Annotated in this window: 17 protein-coding genes; 13 read left to right on the forward strand and 4 right to left on the reverse strand. The window is 50.6% G+C overall.

Translation table 11 applies throughout. From position 1 onward, the window contains the following. The first annotated feature begins 149 nt into the window (after nt 1-149). From E5201_RS01185 to E5201_RS01245, 13 genes are all read left to right on the forward strand, one after another. Nucleotides 150-1,304: an AGE family epimerase/isomerase gene (locus tag E5201_RS01185; protein ID WP_140984168.1), complete on the forward strand. Its 1,155-nt coding sequence runs from the start codon at nt 150-152 to the stop codon at nt 1,302-1,304. A gap of 129 nt (nt 1,305-1,433) precedes the next feature. Further along, entirely contained in the window at nt 1,434-2,309 is an 876-nt protein-coding gene (gene galU / locus E5201_RS01190; protein WP_140984169.1) for a UTP--glucose-1-phosphate uridylyltransferase GalU, read from the forward strand. A gap of 23 nt (nt 2,310-2,332) precedes the next feature. Continuing rightward, complete coding sequence (locus E5201_RS01195) at nt 2,333-3,835, forward strand: phosphomannomutase/phosphoglucomutase (RefSeq protein WP_140984170.1); 1,503 nt, start codon at nt 2,333-2,335, stop codon at nt 3,833-3,835. Nucleotides 3,836-3,983: 148 nt separating this feature from the next. Next, nucleotides 3,984-4,769 carry a 3'(2'),5'-bisphosphate nucleotidase CysQ gene (gene cysQ / locus E5201_RS01200; RefSeq protein ID WP_140984171.1) on the forward strand — a complete coding sequence of 262 codons (786 nt, stop codon included), beginning with the start codon at nt 3,984-3,986 and terminating at the stop codon, nt 4,767-4,769. 129 nt (nt 4,770-4,898) lie between these two features. Then, the gene (gene cysD, locus E5201_RS01205) at nt 4,899-5,822 is read left to right on the forward strand and encodes a sulfate adenylyltransferase subunit CysD (protein ID WP_425456554.1); all 924 of its coding nucleotides are present in this window, start codon (nt 4,899-4,901) and stop codon (nt 5,820-5,822) included. Beyond that, entirely contained in the window at nt 5,822-7,744 is a 1,923-nt protein-coding gene (gene cysN, locus E5201_RS01210; protein ID WP_140984173.1) for a sulfate adenylyltransferase subunit CysN, read from the forward strand. The genes cysD and cysN overlap by 1 nt, the downstream gene beginning before the upstream one ends. Nucleotides 7,745-7,867: 123 nt before the next feature. After that, the gene (rfbC, locus tag E5201_RS01215; RefSeq protein WP_140984174.1) at nt 7,868-8,425 is read left to right on the forward strand and encodes a dTDP-4-dehydrorhamnose 3,5-epimerase; all 558 of its coding nucleotides are present in this window, start codon (nt 7,868-7,870) and stop codon (nt 8,423-8,425) included. Continuing rightward, nucleotides 8,422-9,441 (forward strand): dTDP-glucose 4,6-dehydratase, encoded by a 1,020-nt coding sequence (gene rfbB / locus E5201_RS01220; protein WP_140984175.1) that lies wholly within the window; start codon nt 8,422-8,424, stop codon nt 9,439-9,441. The genes rfbC and rfbB overlap by 4 nt, the downstream gene beginning before the upstream one ends. A 46-nt stretch (nt 9,442-9,487) precedes the next feature. Then, the gene (gene rfbD / locus E5201_RS01225) at nt 9,488-10,366 is read left to right on the forward strand and encodes a dTDP-4-dehydrorhamnose reductase (RefSeq protein ID WP_246050374.1); all 879 of its coding nucleotides are present in this window, start codon (nt 9,488-9,490) and stop codon (nt 10,364-10,366) included. A 98-nt stretch (nt 10,367-10,464) separates the two neighbouring features. After that, nucleotides 10,465-11,616 carry a UDP-galactopyranose mutase gene (gene glf / locus E5201_RS01230; RefSeq protein ID WP_140984177.1) on the forward strand — a complete coding sequence of 384 codons (1,152 nt, stop codon included), beginning with the start codon at nt 10,465-10,467 and terminating at the stop codon, nt 11,614-11,616. Between the two features lie 72 nt (nt 11,617-11,688). Then, nucleotides 11,689-12,978: a glycoside hydrolase family protein gene (locus E5201_RS01235; RefSeq protein WP_140984178.1), complete on the forward strand. Its 1,290-nt coding sequence runs from the start codon at nt 11,689-11,691 to the stop codon at nt 12,976-12,978. Nucleotides 12,979-13,199: 221 nt separating this feature from the next. Next, nucleotides 13,200-15,185: a glycosyltransferase gene (locus tag E5201_RS01240; RefSeq protein ID WP_140984179.1), complete on the forward strand. Its 1,986-nt coding sequence runs from the start codon at nt 13,200-13,202 to the stop codon at nt 15,183-15,185. A gap of 18 nt (nt 15,186-15,203) precedes the next feature. Then, entirely contained in the window at nt 15,204-16,205 is a 1,002-nt protein-coding gene (locus E5201_RS01245) for a glycosyltransferase family 2 protein (protein WP_140984180.1), read from the forward strand. A 76-nt stretch (nt 16,206-16,281) separates the two neighbouring features. On the opposite strand, the gene E5201_RS01250 is transcribed toward E5201_RS01245, so the two are convergent. The 4 genes from E5201_RS01250 to rfbA are packed head-to-tail and all read right to left on the reverse strand — an operon-like array spanning nt 16,282 to nt 20,983. After that, nucleotides 16,282-17,331 (reverse strand): hypothetical protein, encoded by a 1,050-nt coding sequence (locus E5201_RS01250; RefSeq protein ID WP_140984181.1) that lies wholly within the window; start codon nt 17,329-17,331, stop codon nt 16,282-16,284. Nucleotides 17,332-17,360: 29 nt separating this feature from the next. Continuing rightward, the gene (locus tag E5201_RS01255; protein WP_140984182.1) at nt 17,361-17,882 is read right to left on the reverse strand and encodes a hypothetical protein; all 522 of its coding nucleotides are present in this window, start codon (nt 17,880-17,882) and stop codon (nt 17,361-17,363) included. After that, nucleotides 17,875-20,064 (reverse strand): glycosyltransferase, encoded by a 2,190-nt coding sequence (locus E5201_RS01260; RefSeq protein ID WP_140984183.1) that lies wholly within the window; start codon nt 20,062-20,064, stop codon nt 17,875-17,877. Before E5201_RS01260 ends, E5201_RS01255 begins: the two co-directional genes overlap by 8 nt. Before the next feature lie 49 nt (nt 20,065-20,113). Beyond that, on the reverse strand, nt 20,114-20,983 hold the full coding sequence (gene rfbA / locus E5201_RS01265) for a glucose-1-phosphate thymidylyltransferase RfbA (RefSeq protein ID WP_140984184.1): 870 nt from the start codon (nt 20,981-20,983) through the stop codon (nt 20,114-20,116). Between the last annotated feature and the right edge of the window lie 45 nt (nt 20,984-21,028).

Genomic DNA, 21,028 nt, shown 5'->3' on the forward strand with positions numbered 1-21,028 from the left:
CATAGCCATTTTATATATTTGCAGGCAATTGCATTATCGCCAGAGCTTCACGTATTTTTCCCGTTAAAACAGTGTTGAATTTCCATTTCTGTTAACCGAAGACAAACGCCCAACCTGATAACAGCGTCATGAATTTTAGGAACTGACCCATGACTACACCGCCTGAATCATTATCACGTAAAAAAACAGCTCTCAAATCCTGGCTGTTTGATCAGGCCTTGCCGATTTGGTGGAACACTGGCGCGGACCATGTCCGTGGCGGTGTGCATGAAAAACTGGGGCAGGATGGTGTACCAACCAATGATAACCGCCGCACCCGTGTTGCAGCCCGTCAGGTCTATGCCTATGCTCTGGCAAAACGCATGGGTTACATAGGCGAAACAGACGCCATGATCCGTCACGGGCTTAACTGGCTGTCAGGCCCTGCTGCCACAAAAGACGGTCTGGTTGCTGCCGTACTGACCCCTGATGGTGAAATTCTCAAGGCCGATTTTGATTTCTATGATCATGCCTTTGCCCTTCTGGCCTATGCCAGTGCCTTCCACGTCAATCCGCAGAACAAGACCTTTGAGCAAAAAGCACTGCTTATCCGTGATCGGCTTCTGAGCACCTACAAACATCCCGTGCGCGGTTTCGAGGAATCCAGCCCCCGCTCGCTACCCCTTAAAACCAATCCGCACATGCACATGTTCGAAGCCTCTCTGGCATGGATCGAAGCCGGTGGCGATCAGACATGGTATAATATTGCCGCCGAAATCGCCGAGCTATGCCTCGACAAATTCCTTCACCCGCAAACAGGGGCCTTGCGTGAATATTTCGACGGCGACTGGGATCCGGTCGAAGGCGAAATGGGGCGCATTATTGAGCCCGGCCATCAGTTTGAATGGGCCTGGTTGCTGATACGCTGGGCTAGGATTTCAGGTGACAACCGCTTTATTGCACCCGCGCGCCGACTGATTGAGATCGCCGAAGACTATGGCACCGATCACACACGCAATGTCACGATCTTTGAGCTGTGGGATGATTTCTCCCCCAAGGATGAAAAGGCCCGTCTGTGGTCCCAGACTGAGCGAATGAAAGCCTATGTGGCCCTGCTGTCGATCACCACGTCACCGCTTGAGCGGGCGCAACTAAACGAAAAACTCGAAGCCGCCATTGACGGTCTGGGGCTTTTCCTGAAAACCAAGGTGCCCGGCCTTTATCTTGACCGCATTAATCCTGACGGCACGCTGGTCGACGAACCTGCCCCGGCCTCGACGCTTTACCACATCATCTGCGCGATTGATGAGGTGTTGAGGGCCTGAGGTGCAGATACAACAGGTTTCTTGCAAGATGCCGTTGCCGTTTAGCCTATGAGGCACTAAGCTAAACGCCTTTAAGGCGTCCCCTATTTGTTAAAACCATAAGAACCCGTCAATATCTGAGGTTGAAGTTTGTTACATCGTAAGGTTCGTAAGGCCGTTGTACCTGTCGCCGGACTCGGCACGCGGGTTCTGCCAGGCACCAAGGTCACCCCTAAGGAATTACTGAATGTGGTCGATCGCCCCATTCTGTCCTATGTTGTCGAAGAAGCCCGCGCCGCAGGCATTGAGCACATCATCTTTGTCACCGGCCGCTTCAAAGGGGCCATCGAGGATTACTTCGACCATCAGGTGGAGCTTGAGGCCCAGCTAAAGGCCAAGGGCAAGACCGATATCCTTGAGGCCATGCTCGCGGAATTGCCCCGTCCAGGGGAAATGAGCTTTGTCCGCCAGATGCAGCCACTCGGCCTCGGGCATGCGGTCTGGTGTGCACGCGATCTGATCGGCGATGAACCCTTTGCGGTTATCCTGCCGGACATGGTGATGGATGCTGAAACCCCCGCCCTGAAACAGGCGATAGACGCCCATAGGCAGACCGGCAGCAATATCATTGTCGTCGAAGCCGTGCCCGAAGATCAGACCCATCAATATGGTGTGGTCGCGCTTGAAACCCGCGAAGGCCGCCTGAACCGCATGACCGGCATGGTCGAAAAACCGGCCAAAGGCACCGCCCCGTCCAATCTGATTGTCTCAGGCCGCTATATTCTTCAGCCGGAAATCTTCGACCTTCTGGAAACGCAGGACAGAGGGGCTGGTGGCGAGATTCAGCTCACCGATTCTATGTTCCGCCTGATGCAGACGCAGAGCTTTCACGCGCTGGAATATGACGGCGTGACCTATGACTGCGGCGACAAGATCGGCCTTCTTCGCGCTAATGTCGCTCTGGCGCTGAAACGCGACGATCTCAAAGACGCTGCGCGTGAAGCGTTGTCCCCTCTTTTCAGCTAATTCATTTTCACGGATTCCTTTGCATGTCCTTACTGCCCCGCACCGATCTGGTTCCCAACAGTTTTGCGTTTGAGACCGAAGCCTTCGTTAAAACAACCGGCTTCCGTGAATATGATGCCCGCTGGATCTTCGGGCAGGAAATCAATCTGCTGGGCATTCAGGCGCTGGGGCTAGGCCTTGGCACCTATATCCACGAACAGGGCATCAAGCCGCGCATCGTCGTTGGCCATGACTACCGCTCCTATTCGACCAATATCAAAAACGCCCTGATCATCGGCCTGCTTCAGTCCGGTGTTGAAGTGCTGGACATCGGTCTGTGCCTGTCGCCCATCGCCTATTTTGCCCAGTTCGACCTGGATGCCCCTGCGGTGGCCATGGTCACGGCCAGCCATAATGAAAACGGCTGGACGGGCGTGAAAATGGGTACACAGGCCCCGCTGACCTTCGGGCCGGACGAGATTGGCCGCCTGAAGGAAATCGTTATGTCAGGTTCTGGCATTGAACGCGCAGGCGGTGTGCTTAAGCGCGTTACCGGCGTTCAGGAACGCTATCTGGCCGACGCCTCATCCAAGGCTAAACTGACCCGCCCGCTTAAGGTCATCTGCGCCTGCGGTAACGGCACCGCCGGTGCCTTTGCCCCGCAAGCCCTGCGCGCCATGGGTGCCGAAGTCATCGAGATGGATTGCGAGCTCGACAACACTTTCCCGAAATACAATCCCAACCCCGAAGACCACCATATGCTTCAGGAGATGGCCAAGGCCGTCAAGGAATACGGCGCTGATCTGGCGCTCGGTTTTGACGGTGACGGCGACCGCTGCGGTGTGGTCGACGATACGGGCGAGGAAATCTTCGCTGACAAGATCGGCCTGATGCTGGCGCGCGACCTGTCGGCGATCCACAAGGACGCCACCTTCGTCGTCGATGTCAAATCGACCGGCCTTTATGCCACCGACGCCGTCCTTAAGGCCAATGGCGCCAACACAGTCTACTGGAAGACCGGACATTCCTACATCAAGCGTAAAACCTCTGAGCTTAAGGCGCTGGCCGGTTTTGAAAAATCGGGCCACTTCTTCTTCAACGACCCGATCGGCCTTGGCTATGACGACGGCATTGTTGCCGCTGCTGCCGTTCTGGCCATGCTGGAACGTAATCCGGACAAACGTTTGAGCGAGCTTAAGGCGGCCCTGCCGGTGGCCTATACGTCGCTGACCATGTCGCCGCATTGCGCCGATGAACTGAAATACGGCGTCCTTGACAGGATCGTTGCCGAATATGTCGCCCTGCATGCCGCAGGCGGTGAGATTCTGGGCCGCAAGATCACCGAAGTGATCACCGTCAACGGCGCACGTGTACACCTCGAGGACGGCTCATGGGTGCTGGTGCGGGCCTCAAGTAACAAGCCTGAACTGGTGGTCGTGGTTGAATCCCTCAACTCAGCGGACGATATGCGCGACCTGTTCCGCAAAGAGGTAAAGCCACGTCTGGCTAACCACCCCGAGGTTGGCGCTTTCAATCAGGAAATATAATCATGACAAAGGGCGCAGTCCTTGTCGCTGGCGTTACACAAACCCGCACCGCCGCATAATGGCAAAAAGGCAGACCCCGTTAGGGTCTTTGCCTTACCTCCTTTGGATGCTAAGGCACGCCTGACTTTCAGCCTATGAGCCTTAAAAAATGAACCTGAACCCCATCGCCCTTGAAGCCGGTGCTGAAATTATGCGCCTTTATGATCGCGGCTTCGCGATTGAGACCAAGAGCGATGACTCACCGGTCACCGAGGCCGATCGGGCCGCCGAAGCCATCATCCTCAAAGGCCTTGTGGCCCTGACACCCAATATTCCCATTGTCGCCGAAGAAGAAGCTGCCGCCGGACGCCTTCCGGACATCGGGCAGCGCTTTTTCCTTGTCGATCCGCTTGATGGCACCAAGGAATTCATCTCACGCAACGGTGAATTCACCGTCAATATTGCCCTGATCGAAAACGGCATACCCACAGCCGGTGTCGTCTACGCCCCCGCGCTTGGCCGTATTTTCTGGGGCTCAGAAAACACTGGTGCGTGCACCGGCGAAATCGTCAACGGCCAGATCGACAATGCCCGCCCCATTCGCGTGCGTCCCGCACCCTCGGAAGGGCTTCTGGCCATCGGCAGCCGCTCGCACGGGGCAGCGGAAACGCAAGCCTGGCTCAAAGCCTATAAGGTCAGGGATTTTGTCTCCGCAGGCTCATCCCTGAAATTCTGTCTGCTGGCCACTGGTGAGGCGGATATCTATCCGCGACTTGGCCGTACCATGGAGTGGGACACCGCCGCAGGCCATGCCGTTCTTAATGCCGCCGGTGGTAAGGTCACCCGTCTTGACGGCTCTCCCTTTCTCTATGGCAAGCGAAACCAAGCCGAAGATGCCGATTTTGCCAATCCGAATTTTGTCGCCTTCGGTGATCCTGATCTGGGCATTCTTTAGATTAGCTGACTCAAAGCGACAGGCTTATACGTTTGCAGCGCAGGTGCCCTGCGGCTAAAACCCGCGCTAAAGATAAGACTGACTGCCGCCTGATTTTGGGCTGCGGGCGGTTACGCACCTTCTGAGAGTATGTACGGCATGGAAATTAGTACGGATCGCCTGACGCATTTGCGCCGGCTTGAGGCAGAGTCGATCTTCATCATGCGCGAAGTGGCTGCCGAATTTAAAAATCCGGTCATGCTCTATTCCATTGGCAAGGATTCAGCGGTCATGCTGCATCTGGCTATGAAGGCCTTTTATCCCTCTAAGCCGCCTTTCCCGCTTTTGCATGTCGATACGACATGGAAGTTCAGGGAAATGATCTCGTTTCGCGATGAGACGGCCAGGCGTCTGGGGCTGGAACTGATCACCCATACCAATCAGGACGGCGTCAAGGACAATATCAATCCCTTCGATCACGGCAGCTCGGTCTATACCACCGTCATGAAGACCGACGCCCTGAAGCAGGCTCTCACCGCGCACGGCTTTGACGCCGCCTTTGGCGGTGCACGCCGCGATGAGGAAAAATCTCGCGCCAAGGAGCGCATCTTCTCGTTCCGTACCGCCAATCATGGCTGGGAACCCAAGACCCAGCGCCCGGAACTGTGGAACCTGTACAATGCCCGTATCCGTCCGGGCGAATCTATCCGCGTATTTCCTCTGTCCAACTGGACGGAACTCGATATCTGGCAATATATCCTCAGCGAAAACATCCCCATCGTACCGCTCTATTTCGCTGCGCCGCGCCCCGTCGTTGAACGCAACGGTCAGCTGATCATGGTCGATGACGAGCGTTTCCAACTGAAGGCTGGCGAAAAGCCTGAAATCAAAACCGTCCGCTTCCGTACACTCGGCTGCTACCCGCTGACCGCCGCCGTGGAATCCAACGCGGCCACACTCGAAGAAATTGTTGCCGAAATGCTGGTGGCCCGCACCTCCGAGCGCGCCGGTCGTCTGATTGACCATGACGAAGCCGGTTCGATGGAAAAGAAAAAGCGCGAAGGATACTTCTGATGAACGCCATTACGCTCAACGAAACCGATCCCGCCGCTTTCCGCGATTATCTCAGTGCGCATGAAAACAAGACCCTGCTGCGCTTTCTTACTTGCGGCTCAGTCGATGACGGCAAATCGACCCTGATCGGCCGCCTGCTCTATGACACCAAGCTGATCTTCGAGGACCAACTGGCTGGCCTTGAGAAGGACTCCCGCCGTTTCGGTACGGTCGGCGAAGACATCGACCTCGCCTTGCTCGTTGACGGCCTTCAGGCCGAACGCGAACAGGGCATCACCATCGATGTCGCCTATCGCTTCTTCGCCACCGACAAACGTAAATTCATCGTCGCCGACACGCCGGGCCACGAACAATATACCCGCAACATGGCGACCGGTGCCTCCAACTCCGATCTCGCCGTGATCCTGATCGATGCCCGTAAAGGCATATTGACCCAGACGCGCCGCCACTCGTTCATCGTCTCGCTTCTGGGCATCAAACATGTCGTGCTGGCGATCAACAAAATCGATCTGGTCGATTATTCGCAGGAAATTTTTGACCGTATCGTTGCCGACTATAAGGTACTGGCGGCGGATTTTGGTTTTGAAACCCTGCAACCCATTCCCTTGTCTGCCCGCTTTGGCGACAATGTTCTGGAACGCGGCGAAAACCTCGGCTGGTACACCGGCCCGACGCTGGTGGAGCATCTGGAAACGGTGGAAATTCACCGCAATGAAGCCAATGCACCCTTCCGCCTGCCCATACAGTGGGTCAACCGCCCCGACCTTAATTTCCGGGGGTTTTCCGGCACCATTGCCTCAGGCTCCGTTCGTCCGGGCGACGAAATCATTGTCGCTGACTCCGGCCTGACATCCCGCGTCAAAACCATTACCACCTATGACGGTGACCTGCCTGTGGCCGTCGCCGGTCAGGCGATTACCCTGACCCTCGAAGACGAAATCGATATTTCGCGCGGCAATGTGTTGTCGAAGCCCGAAGAGCGCCCAGAATTCACCGATCAGTTTCAGGCCAAACTGATCTGGATGAGCGAAGATGAACTCATCCCCGGTCGTCCGTACCTGCTGAAAACCGGCACGCGTACCGTCGCCATCAGCATCACCGACATCAAATACAAAACCGACGTCAACACCTTCGAGCAACAGGCCGCCAAGACCCTGAAACTCAACGAAGTGGCCGAGGTTAACATCGCGGCACAGGCACCCATCGCCTTTGATCCGTATGCGGACAATAAGGCAACCGGTGCCTTTATTCTGATCGACCGCATCACGAACCTGACCCTGGCAGCGGGCCTGATTGAGCACTCCTTACGCCGCGCCACCAATGTTCATTGGCAAGCCCTTGAGGTCACTAAATCCGCCCGTGCAGAGGTCAAGCGCCAGAAACCGGTCGTGCTCTGGTTCACCGGCCTGTCCGGTGCGGGTAAATCGACCATTGCCAATCTGGTCGAAAAGAAGCTTCTCAGTCTGGGTCAGCACACAATCCTGCTCGATGGCGATAATGTCCGCCACGGCCTGAACAAGGATCTGGGCTTTACCGATGCTGATCGCGTGGAAAATATCCGCCGCGTCGCCGAAGTGTCCAAACTGATGGTCGAAGCGGGCCTCATTACGCTGGTGTCGTTCATCTCACCGTTCAAAGCCGAGCGTCAGATGGCGCGCGAACTGCTTGAAGACGGCGAATTTATCGAAATCCACGTCGCCACTTCGCTTGAGGTCGCCGAATCCCGCGACCCGAAGGGCCTCTATAAAAAGGCCCGTGCCGGTGAAATCCCAAACTTCACAGGCATAGACAGCCCTTATGAGGCCCCTGAAAGCGCTGAAATCACCACCGGTACCAGCACCGCCGAAGACGAGGCAGATGCGATTGTCGCTTATCTGCTCGACAACGCCTATCTGCCGGTCGAACCACCTTATGTGATCTAGTTCTATAAGAACCTTCATACAATAAGGCATCCAGTGATGGCTGGGTGCCTTATTGTATTTCAGCTTGCACGCGACCGATTGCGACCTATAACCTTAAGGTGAAGTTATGCCTAAGGGATTGTTGTGCATTACAAAACCTATCCTCTGTCTGGTCTCGCCCTTATTACCCCAATAGCTCATGGCGATACGCGCGGCCAGTTCATGGAAACCTTCCGTGATGACTGGTTTCGAAAACATATAGCCGATGTCACTTTCGTTCAGGACAATCAGGCCTTTTCCGCCACAAAAGGTACTTTACGCGGCTTACACTATCAACTCGCTCCCTATGCGCAAGGTAAGCTTGTGCGTTGCCTTAAAGGCGCGATATTTGACGTGGCCGTTGATATTCGCCCAGAATCCCCAACTTTCGGTCAATGGGTAGGCGAAGTCCTCACCGCCGAAAACAGGCACCAGTTATGGGTGCCCGAAGGCTTCGCGCATGGCTATTGCACTCTGATTGCTGATACTGAAGTGTTCTATAAAGTAACCCGCCATTATATGCCTGCTCATGACAGAGGCATCCGATTTGACGACCCTGATATTGGTATCGACTGGCCCATAGACATTTCCGATACGATTTTATCGACCAAGGATCGCGCCCAGCCCCATCTTAAAGAAGCAGAGCTTGAGTTAAAGTCATGAGGGTACTGATTACAGGCGGTGCGGGCTTCATAGGCTCTGCTCTGGTACGGCATCTAATCAGCGATATCGGCGCAGACGTTATGAATATCGACAAGCTTACCTATGCAGGGAATCTGGCATCTCTGGAAAGCGTGTCAGCCTCTCCAGCCTACCGGTTTGTTCAGGCCGATATTACAGATGCCCAGACAATATCCGAAGTTATTACTACTTTCCAGCCCGAGCACATTATCCATCTGGCTGCTGAAACGCATGTAGATCGTTCGATTGATACACCTGACGCCTTTATAACCACCAATGTAACGGGCACCTTTACATTGCTTGAGGCCACGCGTCATTATTGGAACCGTCTTCCCACTGCAGAGAAATCGGCCTTTCGTTTCCTCCATGTTTCCACCGATGAGGTCTATGGTTCACTTGAGGGTGAGGGGTTATTCACCGAAGACACTGCTTACGACCCGTCCTCACCCTATTCATCTTCAAAAGCCGCTTCAGATCATCTGGCGCGGGCGTGGCACAGAACCTACGGACTACCGGTCATTGTTACCAACTGCTCCAACAATTACGGCCCTTATCACTTCCCTGAAAAGCTCATCCCGTTGACGATCCTCAATGCACTGGAGGGCCAGTCCTTGCCGGTCTATGGTGATGGCAAACAGATCCGCGACTGGCTTTATGTCGAAGACCACGCGCGTGCCCTGCACATGATTGCCGCCAAGGGGCAGGCAGGGCGCACCTATAATATTGGCGGGCGTAATGAACGCACCAATCTGGAGGTAGTCAGCAGCGTCTGCAACCTTCTGGACAAACACAGGCCGCAGGCACAACCCCACAGTCACCTGATCCGCCACGTTACCGACCGGCCGGGTCACGACCGACGCTATGCTATTGATGCCACCCGATTGGAAACCGAACTGGGCTGGCAGGCGCAGGAAACTTTTGAGACCGGCATCGAAAAGACCGTCCTCTGGTATCTGGAGAACCGCCATTGGTGGCAGCCCCTGCGTGAACGGCTTTGAATACAGTGAGCGGTAAAACCCCACAAGGAGTTAATCGTTGCGCATATTGGTAACAGGGCAAAGCGGACAGGTCGTCAGCGCCCTGAAAGCGGCCTCAGCCCGTCGGGGTATCGATCTGGTGACACTGGCGCGTCCGGTGATTGATCTTGCCAGATCTGACAGCCTGCGTTTGCCTGTGCTCGCGGCGCAACCGGATGTGATTATTTCTGCCGCGGCCTATACATTGGTGGATCAGGCCGAATCCGAGCCTGAGCTGGCAATGCGCGTTAATGCACACGGCCCTGCTGCCCTTGCCCAGCTTGCTGACGAGCTTGATATCCCACTTCTGCACCTGTCGACCGATTATGTTTTTGATGGTCGAAAAGCAGCGCCCTATGCTGAAACGGACTTACCCTCGCCCATAAATATCTATGGTGAAACCAAACTGGCAGGTGAGAAAGCGATTGCGGCTGCCACCGACAATCATGTCATTCTACGTACGTCATGGGTCTTTTCGCCATACGGTAATAATTTCATCAAGACCATGATGAGACGAACCGCCACCCATGAAACGATCAGGGTGATTGACGATCAAACCGGATGCCCTACCTACGCACCAGAAATAGCCGACGCGCTTTTGGAAATTGCGTCTCGGGTAACTCAGGACCGCACGGCGGCCTTGCGCGGCATTTTCCACTTTACCGGCGCAGGACAGACCAGTTGGGCAGGTCTTGCGGACGCCCTGTTTAGAGAAATGCGCGCCAAAGGCCTAAAAGCTGGCATAGTGGCTCCGATTTCAACGGCAGAATATGGCCCTCAAGCTCTCCGGCCCGCCCATTCGGTACTCGATTGTCAGAAAATTCTCACAACTTACGACATAAAATTGGCAGAATGGCCCGTTTCAGTGAGAAGATGCCTTGATCAACTCGTTCAGGATAAAGCATAACAAACTCATATATGCTCGGTATATAACCTCATGTGATCCACTTACACCGGATCATCTTAATGATCGCCGCGCTATTCAAATTATTTCTCGAGGTCTAAGTGTCTAAATCAATTTTAATTATTGGTGCCGGTTTTTCCGGAGCGGTTATCGGACGTGAACTCGCTGAAGCCGGGCACAAGGTACACATAAAGGATAAGCGCACCCACATCGCCGGTAACTGCCACACCCAACGCGACAGTGAAACCGACGTGATGCTGCACGTATATGGGCCGCACATTTTTCACACCTCCGACGAGGAGGTGTGGACCTATATCAATCGCTACGGCACCTTTAAGGACTATAAGAACCGTGTGAAAACCACCAGCGGCGATAAGGTCTACTCATTGCCTGTAAATCTTCACACGATTAACCAGTTCTACAACAAGACTCTGCGTCCTGACGAAGCACGCGCCTTTATTGAAGATATTGCCGACAAGTCTATAACCGAACCGCGCAATTTCGAAGAACAGGCCTTGAAATTTATCGGGCCTGACCTCTACAGGGCCTTTTTCCGTGGCTACACCCTTAAGCAGTGGGGGCTTGATCCGAAGCAACTACCGGCTTCGATCCTCAAGCGTTTGCCCGTACGCTTCAATTATGACGATAACTATTTCACGCACCGCTTTCAGGGTATTCCGGAGCAGGGATATACGCCGATCGTCGCGGCCCTTCTGGATCACCCGAACATTTCGGTTGAACTGGGTGTTGAGATCACCAGAGCTGAAATGGCCACCTATGACCACAGCTTCTGGTCTGGCCCGCTGGATGCCTATTTCAGCTACAATCTCGGCAGACTTGAATATCGTACACTCGATTTTGAGAAATTCACCTATGAGGGCGACTATCAGGGGTGCGCGGTAATGAATTACGGCGATGAAGACGTCGCCTACACCCGCATCACCGAGCACAAGCACTTTGCGCCGTGGGAAAGTCATGACGGGTCGGTATGTTATCGTGAATACTCACGTCGCTGTACCGAGGATGATGTGCCCTATTACCCTGTGCGGCTGGTAGAAGATAAGGCCCTGCTCGAGAAATATATCGATCAGGCCGAAGCGGAGCAGAATATCACCTTTGTAGGCCGCCTCGGCACCTACCGCTATCTGGATATGGATGTGACCATTCGCGAAGCATTGGATTGCGCAAGACGTTTCTTAGCGCAAGCAGATAATGGCAATAAATTTGACACCTTCAGTGTCGACCCAAGATAATTAGGTTATCAGTGGGTGTGGGATTCATTGATGTTGGCAAACCAGAAAAACTATTGAAAAAGCTGAAACAAAATGGAATTTGTATCCGGTGAAACAATTTTAAGAGCAAAGCACCACTGCTCAATGATCTGTCTGCATGGCATAGGATCAGATAAGCATGAATGGCAAAAAGCTAAAGAACTGCTCTTAGAAGAAATCCCAAACATTGAAAGCTTCTCCCCAACTCATTTCTGGCGCTGGGATGTTGGTGTCTGGTCAGTTGACTTGTTTGCAGCTGACGCGAATGGAAAGGTACTCGCAATAACTTTTGACGTTGTTGCTAAACTTTCCTACCGGTGGTCAGATGGTTGTAGCGCTGGCGGAGGGGTGACTGAAGGGTCATTTAATGCGTTTGTATCGGCGCAAACCAGTAAAAAGCCGAACGCAAATGCAACCCTTATTGCATTGCTAGTGGATCGCCCCCTTGATGTCGCTGCTAAAATTTTTTACCTGCGTGATATCAGGAACAGGATTTGGAAAAATTACACCCCATCAATACTATTGCTGCCCGAAGGCAATCTCTTTGATGTTGGTGAGTTGTTGCCTTTTGCGAAAATAGCGGGCCGTCAGTCTTTTGATGATTATCTGGAAAAGGATCCTGATACATCTTACTCGTCAGTGATGTGCATCTTTCCAGAGCAAAATAGTGATTACATTTGGAGAGCAGATTTTAGAAAAACTCTTCAAAAATGGATTTCGGACGGTGAGAGTAAAGCCGATAATGCGAACAACTGCGTAAACCTTTTCATAAGCTTGGAACTCGAAAAGCGCGTTTTTGTTCGTCAGGAAGAATTTTTCATCCGCTTGATTAATTTGATTAATAAATACTACGATTCAATAAATATATACGTAAATGGAATGACCGGGTCGACAGATGGCCCCGACAGTTTCCCAAGCATTAAGGATAAAGAAATGCTTATAATTGACCGAATTATCGGATCTAAGAACATAAGCGTTACTCACATGCACGGCATGACTATTAAAGAAAAGTGCCACGCCGTGAACAAAATTGACTACTTTTCAGGCCCACTAGGAACTGGAACCATGATCCCAATGTATGGAGGCAAGGTGGGCACTACATATGGAAGTCCTAAGTTTTTGACTGGTTATTCATGGATGGCCGAACAACAAACCGTTGTAGTACCCATAGAATGGACGACTGCTGCAGAAGGCACTCCGCTGGCAAGACCATATTGGGCAGAAACAGATGACACCGGAGAGTCATACGATATAGATATAGAAAAGTTGCTTAATTTATGCGAAAATCAAATACGGCAACTAGATAAAAATTCTAAGAGAAAAGACACGGACAAACTGGGCTAACTCCAAATAAATACAACACATTGAAACCAGAAATGCACTATGATGAAATTTGTGGTGACACGCTGAGATCAAAAGATAAAGGCTTTAAATTGTCTTTCAACTCAATATCAAATCCGTTGCTCAACAACATTTTTTTGTTTCTACGCAACATAATATAAATTCTAAATTTCACTACAATCAATCCAATTTTACTAACCAGATTGCGATGAAGACGCCCCAGTATGATCTACATATTAAATCCACACTTTCCTTTAGCTGACGCAGCCATATTTGAGCTTCGCACTGCCGAATACCAACGCCAGTTCCACCTGTCAATTCGGCCGCGTGAAGGCACAATCATCCTAAACCGCATGGTCAACGACCAGTGGCAGGACGAGGTCGTGTTCCCCTTCTCGCCATCAGGAATGAGCCACCGGACACCCCTTTTCGTTGAGTTAAAGGATGACGGCTTTCTTATTACTATCCGCGATCAGAGCCTGCTTTTTCCCCTCGAAGACGCTCATATATCAGTAAGTGACCTTGAGCCTGTGGCTCAATTCATTTCGATCTCAAAGATCGACACACCGGACAAAGAGCAGAGTGTTAAGCTTTTTGGGCGGGATCTTATTGTGCCCAAAAAGCTGCCGACGCCATTGCGGTTAAGCCTCGTAAACAGTGGCAATCCGTCATTTTCGGCCTATCTCGGCTTTCTGTCTAACAGTGAACTTTCCAAAAACTATACGGTTATCGACCTTTGTGAAGGCGACATTGGCCTGCTGCTGAGCCATGCACTGCTCCGTCCCGACGTTCCAATTATCAGCTTCCGTAAAAAAGTTGCCGAGGCACGCTTCGTCGAAGAACTCATTCAGTTGAATAAACTGGAAAATGTAAAAATTCTGCCCTTTGGTCAGGTTGAAGTGACACTATCCAAACACCTGAACGGGACTTCCCCTCTGCTGATACAAGGCGATAGCGTATACCAGAACTACGAGCATATATTTATAGCGCTCAACAAATCAGTCTGGCCTCGCCTGTCTCTGTTCACACGGGAAGCCACACCCATACCAAGCCACCGTCTACGTCTGGACTTAGTGTCAAACCTGAATATCGATGCCGGCATCTGGCAACTGAACCATACCGCTCACAATGTACCTTCCCATCTTACTCCGGGGCTTGATGTGGTGGTCGCTGCCTATAATGCCAATGACTTCCTCATAGAATGCGTCGAAAGCCTGCTTTGCAACGATCGTGACGATGTTCGCATTATCGTCGTCAATGATGGCTCCACTGACGGTTCCGAAGTGAAGGCTCAAAAGCACTTCGCCAATGATCCAAGAGTTATCGTTGCGTCCAAACCCAACGGCGGCTGTGCTTCAGCACGAAATTACGGACGGCTGATTTCGGATCGGACCCATATCGCTTTCGTTGACGCTGACGATCTGGTTTCTGACAACTTTTTTGCCGACCTTTATGACCTCGCGCTCTATACCGGTAATGAGATCGTTCAGGCCGGTTTTGACATCTACGACACCGAGCAAGACCCCGTCATCTCTCCGTCCTATGAGGACAAGGCCTTCGAGAAATACAATCGACAGCAATTTGGCCAACTCGAAGCTATATGGCTGAACTCTCAGGACATCATCAAAGGCCAGCCCACGATCTGGCGTCGAGTGTACCGCCGCGATTTTCTGGATAATAAGAAGCTGTATTTCCCTGAAAATATACGAGCCTACGACGATTACATCTTCCATATAACCTCATTGAATTGCGCCGGTAATATATGGATGCTCCCTGCCCATAAGTATCACTATCGTCAACATGCCGCTCAGGACATCAAAGCCGGCGATGAACGCCATTTCTACATGTTCTTCATGTTTGGCATGCTGTTGCGGCGCTCCATGGAAGAAGGGTGGCCGGATTTCTACCCCACCGCACAGTCGATCATGGACAGCATTAACTGGTCGTCCTGGAAGCTACGGCCCGATCTGGTGGATTCCTTCCTGAAAGCCGCCGCCAATTTCTGCGTCCGCATGGAAAAAACTTATCCGGGCCTGATGTCAGGCGAGCTTATCGGCATAATCAAACACGCGGATTTCCCTTTCCTTTACCAAGCCGAACTGAAATCGGTACAACATATTCCGGGCGGCCCGTTCTGGGTTCTTACGTCAGGCCCCATACAGCACACGGACATGTTACGTGTGCGCCAGAACCTTCGTAGTGCACAGTAAGAAACAGGATAAATTACAATGTCTAATCCACGCATATCCTGCATTATTACAGCTTACAACGAAGGCGCATTGGCGTCCTTGTCTATCCGATCGATTCTCAATCAAAGCTTTACAGACTTTGAATTGCTTATCGTAGATGACGGCGCATCAGAAGACACCCGAGCAACGCTCCAAAGCTTCAATGATGCACGTATTGTGCACATCAGGCAGGCCAATGACGGCCTCTCCTCGGCCCGCAACCGCGCTCTGGGCCTTGCTCGCGGAGACTACATCTGCTTTCTGGACGCAGACGACTCCCGGCCCGTGTGGGCATTTGAAGAAATGATAAAAACCGCAGAACGCACACAGGCTGACTGCGTTTTCTGTCCAGGCCTTTTGTCAGAGGTCCGTCACCACATTACGCCCTTCTACGATCAAACCATATTCGAGCAACTGTCAGTAATTGGCCCTGTAGACGCAACTACCGATGCGCAAACCTTCCTCAAAGGCGTTGCATTAGCTGCGGCCATTGAACCTCAGTCGGCAAATAAATTCTTGAAACGAAGCTTCGTTGAAAAATACCGTCTGCGTTTTCCTGCGGGTCTGTTTTTTGAAGACATTGTTTTCCACAATAGCATTGTCATAAATATGGACAGCTTTGCTATTACAGAGGCCCCATGTTTCACATATTTCAGACGCTACGGTCGCCCTCAGATTACAGGCGGTTCAAGCACCACACGCTTTGATTCCATTTCATCTGCTGCCAACCTACTGGAACTATTCAGCCACTCTCGATACTTCCAGGAAACACAAATTCGCGCCATAGTGGTGGCATCAACGTTCAAGCTACTGGAATGGTGCAACAAAAGCGTAGCCCATAATTATAAGTGGAGCTTCCGCCAATCACTCACAGCAATGATTCAAGGTATCAACCCCAGATACCTTAGTGAATTAAAAGCCCCCTATGCGTCAGATGTTTACGCCATTGCCCCGTGGGTTGAGCCTTCCCTTAAATATGCTCAGGGCCTGAAGCCTTCCTAAAGCTAAAACACCGGCAGCACTGAGTGCTGCCGGTGTTTTTTATTCCGATCCTTATAGGATGAGCAATTACCTGAAGTCAGATGGCTTCCGGCGAAAGACTAATCAGATCTGTCAGATTCCTGACAAAGTGCTCTTTGGGTCGCTCTCCATATATCCTTGTGGCTGCATCACAAACCTCCCTAAGGCTGGGATATTCACGTTTATCAGGCGGCAAGTTGTGAGGCATCGGCCGCCCCGTGGCCATAAAGGTGCCCGCATAGGCAAGGAATGCCAGATTGACAACATGAATGATCTCAAAAAAATTAACCCTGGGATGTGTGTCCACACACAGACGCATCAACGCGTCACCTTGCTCAAAACAGCTGAGAGCCTGTGATTTTCTATTGGTGTAATAAAGATAGTTGCCCATTAGAACACAATTATGCATGCTGTTATATGCAGAAAGGGGCGTATCATGCGCGCTCTGCGCCACCCTCAACGTCGTCTCCACTAACGAATCAAGTATATCGCCACGTCCACAATAAACTGAGGCATGGATCATGAAGCATATTTGTGAAGCGGACGCATCGCAGTCTGAAAGGCTGATTATTTCATCGAATTTCTTTACAGATAAGCTCAATATATTTTCAACTTTTTCAGTATCAAATTCTTGAATTGCAGAATAACCAGAAGAGACAATCGCCTTCTGAATGGCAAAAAAATCGTCCTGAATATATTTAATGCTGTTGAGCGTGGAAAAAAAACGGGTCTTGTAACAGTCGATCCTCGAATCCCATCTGAGATTTCTATTAACTTCATTCAGGTCACGCGACAGGATACGATGAAATGAGCTGTTAACATTATCGGGTGTTAACTGCACCAAACTATCTTGCATTTTAGCGACTACAGCCATGGCCTCTACGACAGGCTCTGAATCAAACTCAAATGTCAGAGATATATCTTCACCGATCCGTTTATCCAGAGGCATCACGTCCACTCGACCTCCTATATAAAACACATAGAAGGACAAACTGTCGGCCCCGTCCTTATCCAGACGGTAGGTAAGCTGGACTTCGGAATTGTTTATTTTCCCAACAACAATACTACCAATATCTGAAAAAATTAACTCAGAGTGTCTGATGGCCATCTAGTCCTTTTTGCATAGATTTATGTCACTTAGCTCTTGCCTTCGCGCAATTTGGAATAGCCCGTTACACGACCCAATAGGCGCGCAAGGCGCAGCGTGCGACTATTCGCCAATTGTAACTGAGCTGCACTTAGGGCTTCACGAGTAGCATGTAACTCTTCTTCAATCCGGGGAACTGGCTCAGCATCTTGGGTCATCACCGAATCCGCATACCTCTGCAGACGTGAAACTTCATCGGTTAGCTTATTTATCTGCGGCTCAAACCATTCCAACCTCATTTTCTCATGGTTTCCGACGGCTTGCTGCAGTCGTTGCCGCTCCGGTTTATGCCAAGTTTCTATTTCTTGTGCCAATGCGTCTCTTTCCGCCTTAACACTTTCAAGCTTTGCGCTCAGCCGATCCGCACGTTCGAGATACGACACCATTCTCCGGCGGGCCTCATGAAGGTTCAGATCGACGCTATTCTCCGACTCTTGTGTACCGCTATTACGCAATCCTCTGCCGGAGGCAGCCCGTTTGGCCGCCCCTTTTACTTGTAATTCGTCAGGCATCACATTCACTCTCTAACCGCTGAAGTTCAAAAATTTCTGCCACTCGCCTGTTAAAAGCGCCCTTCGAATGACGCTCCCGTATCAGCGCATTTGCTTTTGACACCTTATGAGCAATCAAGGCGTCGTCCTGATATAATGCGGCAAGAGCTTGAACATAATTGTTCGCGACAACATCATCGTCAGCATCTCCATCCACCACATAACCGGTCTGTGCCGACAATATCTCACCTATACCACCCACAAGAGTTGAAATAACAGGAAGTTCTGCAGCCATGGCCTCCAGTATTACGTTAGGTAGTCCATCAAAAGCGGTTGTATAGATCAAGGCATCATAACGGTTTGTATCGAAACTATCGAAACCTTCAAAGCCACCTATATATTTGAGATTAGCACTGCCTTGAAATACTGTCGCGTCCACACCCCCACTTGCGGCGCTGCCATATGCTTCGATGACAAGCCAGGGCATGGACAATTGCAGTTTATTCGCAATTTTGCGCAATAACTCCGGGCGCTTTTGCTCATCAATCCGTGACGCCCACAAAAGACGATTTTGAGGCTTTATTTGCAGCTCTTTCCGACGTGCCGGAACAGCGCACTCAGCATACAGAGCGTGCATCTTACCGGCTGCACCGCCACCAAGAAGAGCATTGGCAGTTTCTAAAATACCGCCATGATCAGAAATAATACCAGAAAAGTCTGAATAGTGCTCCGATATTAAATCAAATCCATAGCCATTAGTATAGCCTATACCGCCATGATAGGTATGCTCTTCACAGAAATAGTAATTATAAGTAGGTATGGTTTTGATTTTATGGCCATATTTACGCACAAAATTGTCAGCATAGATTGAGTTTTTAACGTGTATTCGCTTTAACCCTTGGAGGTTTCCCACAATTCGAAACGAAATTAACTCTACATCAGCTTGGGAAAGCCCCACCACACCCAAACGATGCAGATCAATAAATAGGCTATTTGCGGGCAACCGCTCAAGCCATTCATGTTTTGTAACTTGTTCGCCGCCCAGCACTAAAATACGTGTTCCGGGATCGATTTCTGACAGACTGTCCAGAACAGATATTATAAATTTTTCTGCCCCGCCCTTAGACATCGAGGGCAGGAGCACAACATCAGTAAATGCGCCACCCTCAATTATTCGTTCGCATAATTCAAAATAAGCCCGACAAGCGTTGCTGGGTTGCATGAAATTCGACCCAGCATGCCGATACTTCAGAATCCCCATGCTAACGGCAGGATCAATCTGGTTGGCACCAGCAACCAATTCATTCATAAAAGCATCATTGACGAATGAATTTAAGGAGAAAACAGGCTCAGGGGCCTTATATATCTTCTCTTTATTCATCTCCATCCACGTTAGCTTAACAAACGTCTCCGGTTCGAAATATTTGCTCGCCGGTATTAGTCGCGAACTGAGTGTGTCCGCCTGCCTGAGCAGACTTCCCGCTCGCTGACGGTAAAAAACGATAGTACTTTTTGCGACCTGTATTTCCAACCCCGCAGCCAGGCATTCACAGTTAAAATGCCAATCCTCATATGCGTAACCACTTGATAGGGACACGTCAGCAAAACGAACTCGGTCACTATGCTCGCGACGGAACATCACGCGTGAAACATATGGATGTTTGTCGAAGAATACCGCAGGGCTTATATGCTCAGAATTATAGAATTTCCAAATGTAGCAGTCTGTGCCAAATCCAAAATAATATTCAGGAAATACAATAGTGTTTGATGATGACGAATGAGCCGTCATATACATTTTATGCAGATAGTTAAAAGAAACCAGATCATCTGCATCTGCCGTTGCTATGTAAGTTCCTCGCGCTACTTTGATGCCATCATTACGTGACAGTCCAAGTGAGCCGTTGGATACCTTAATAATTTGCACCCCATCAAACGCTTTATAATTATAGGCATCTATAAGCGAAGCCGTCTCCACATCCGCCCTATCTAGTACGACTACAATTTCAGTACTTAAACCATGTATACGCGCGTATTGAGCCGCCTCCCCCAATGACAATATAGTACGGTGCAAATAACGGTACTCATTGTGTGCATTTAAAATAATGGAGATATCAACAGACACATTTCCATAATATGAGGTATTTTTATCAGAAATTCCGCGTGCTGATTTTATCATTTTAGAACCAAATCTATTTAATTTCAAATATAATAATCTGCAGAATACAGTTATGAGTTTTGACCACAATACTAATTTATCTGCTTTCCAAGCATTTTATAAGATAACGGCCGTAGTCATTATTATTGCATTGCTGCGCAAGAATTTCGAACTCTGACCTGTTAATGTAGCCCTTACGCCACGCGATTTCTTCCGGACAAGCAATTTTAAATCCTTGCCGCTTTTCCATTACACGAACAAACTCCGCCGCGTCCAACAAGCTGTCAGGCGTTCCTGTATCCAGCCATGCATACCCTCGCCCGATTGGCAGAACGGTCAATTGCCCCCGCTCAAGATACGTGCGGTTCACATCCGTTATTTCATATTCCCCACGGGCCGAAGGTTTCAAGTTTGCCGCGATATCCACCACTTGATGATCATAAAAATACAAGCCTGTTACCGCCCAATTGGAGCGCGGCATCTTGGGCTTCTCCTCAATTGACATGGCTTTGAACGAGGCGTCAAATTCAACGACACCATACCGCTCAGGGTCCGACACCTGATAGGCAAGAACCGTGGCCCCATCATTTAACGCCGTGTGCTGCTCCAGAAAGCTTGGTAAGGAAGGGCCATAATAAATGTTATCCCCCAAAATAAGACATGAAGGCTTAGACCCGACAAAATCGGCCCCGATAATATAGGCTTGGGCCAACCCGTTTGGCTCCTGCTGAACTGCATATGAGAGATCAATCCCCCATGCCGAACCATCCCCTAAAAGCCCCTGGAACAAGACTTGGTCATGAGGGGTGGTTATAATTAGCATCTCCCTTATGCCCGCGGACATCAGGGTCGATAAGGAATAATAAATCATAGGCTTGTCGTATACCGGCATTAACTGCTTGGACACAACAATAGTAATGGGATGAAGGCGTGTGCCACTTCCACCGGCAAGAATAATCCCCTTCATGTCCATTTTCCGATCAAGCAAGCCAGCAAAATCCAGTTAAAGCAA

This window comes from Asticcacaulis tiandongensis (genome assembly GCF_006475605.1).
In the GTDB taxonomy this organism is placed as follows: domain Bacteria; phylum Pseudomonadota; class Alphaproteobacteria; order Caulobacterales; family Caulobacteraceae; genus Asticcacaulis; species Asticcacaulis tiandongensis.

Coding starts and splice junctions, on each gene's coding strand:
- E5201_RS01195 (WP_140984170.1), top strand. CDS start 2,333: ATGTCCTTACTGCCCCGCACCGATCTGGTTCCCAACAGTTTTGCGTTT.
- E5201_RS01235 (WP_140984178.1), top strand. CDS start 11,689: ATGGAATTTGTATCCGGTGAAACAATTTTAAGAGCAAAGCACCACTGC.
- E5201_RS01245 (WP_140984180.1), top strand. CDS start 15,204: ATGTCTAATCCACGCATATCCTGCATTATTACAGCTTACAACGAAGGC.
- E5201_RS01250 (WP_140984181.1), bottom strand. CDS start 17,331: ATGGCCATCAGACACTCTGAGTTAATTTTTTCAGATATTGGTAGTATT.
- rfbB (WP_140984175.1), top strand. CDS start 8,422: ATGAGGGTACTGATTACAGGCGGTGCGGGCTTCATAGGCTCTGCTCTG.
- cysQ (WP_140984171.1), top strand. CDS start 3,984: ATGAACCTGAACCCCATCGCCCTTGAAGCCGGTGCTGAAATTATGCGC.
- cysN (WP_140984173.1), top strand. CDS start 5,822: ATGAACGCCATTACGCTCAACGAAACCGATCCCGCCGCTTTCCGCGAT.
- cysD (WP_425456554.1), top strand. CDS start 4,899: ATGTACGGCATGGAAATTAGTACGGATCGCCTGACGCATTTGCGCCGG.
- E5201_RS01185 (WP_140984168.1), top strand. CDS start 150: ATGACTACACCGCCTGAATCATTATCACGTAAAAAAACAGCTCTCAAA.
- E5201_RS01240 (WP_140984179.1), top strand. CDS start 13,200: ATGATCTACATATTAAATCCACACTTTCCTTTAGCTGACGCAGCCATA.
- rfbA (WP_140984184.1), bottom strand. CDS start 20,983: ATGAAGGGGATTATTCTTGCCGGTGGAAGTGGCACACGCCTTCATCCC.
- E5201_RS01255 (WP_140984182.1), bottom strand. CDS start 17,882: ATGCCTGACGAATTACAAGTAAAAGGGGCGGCCAAACGGGCTGCCTCC.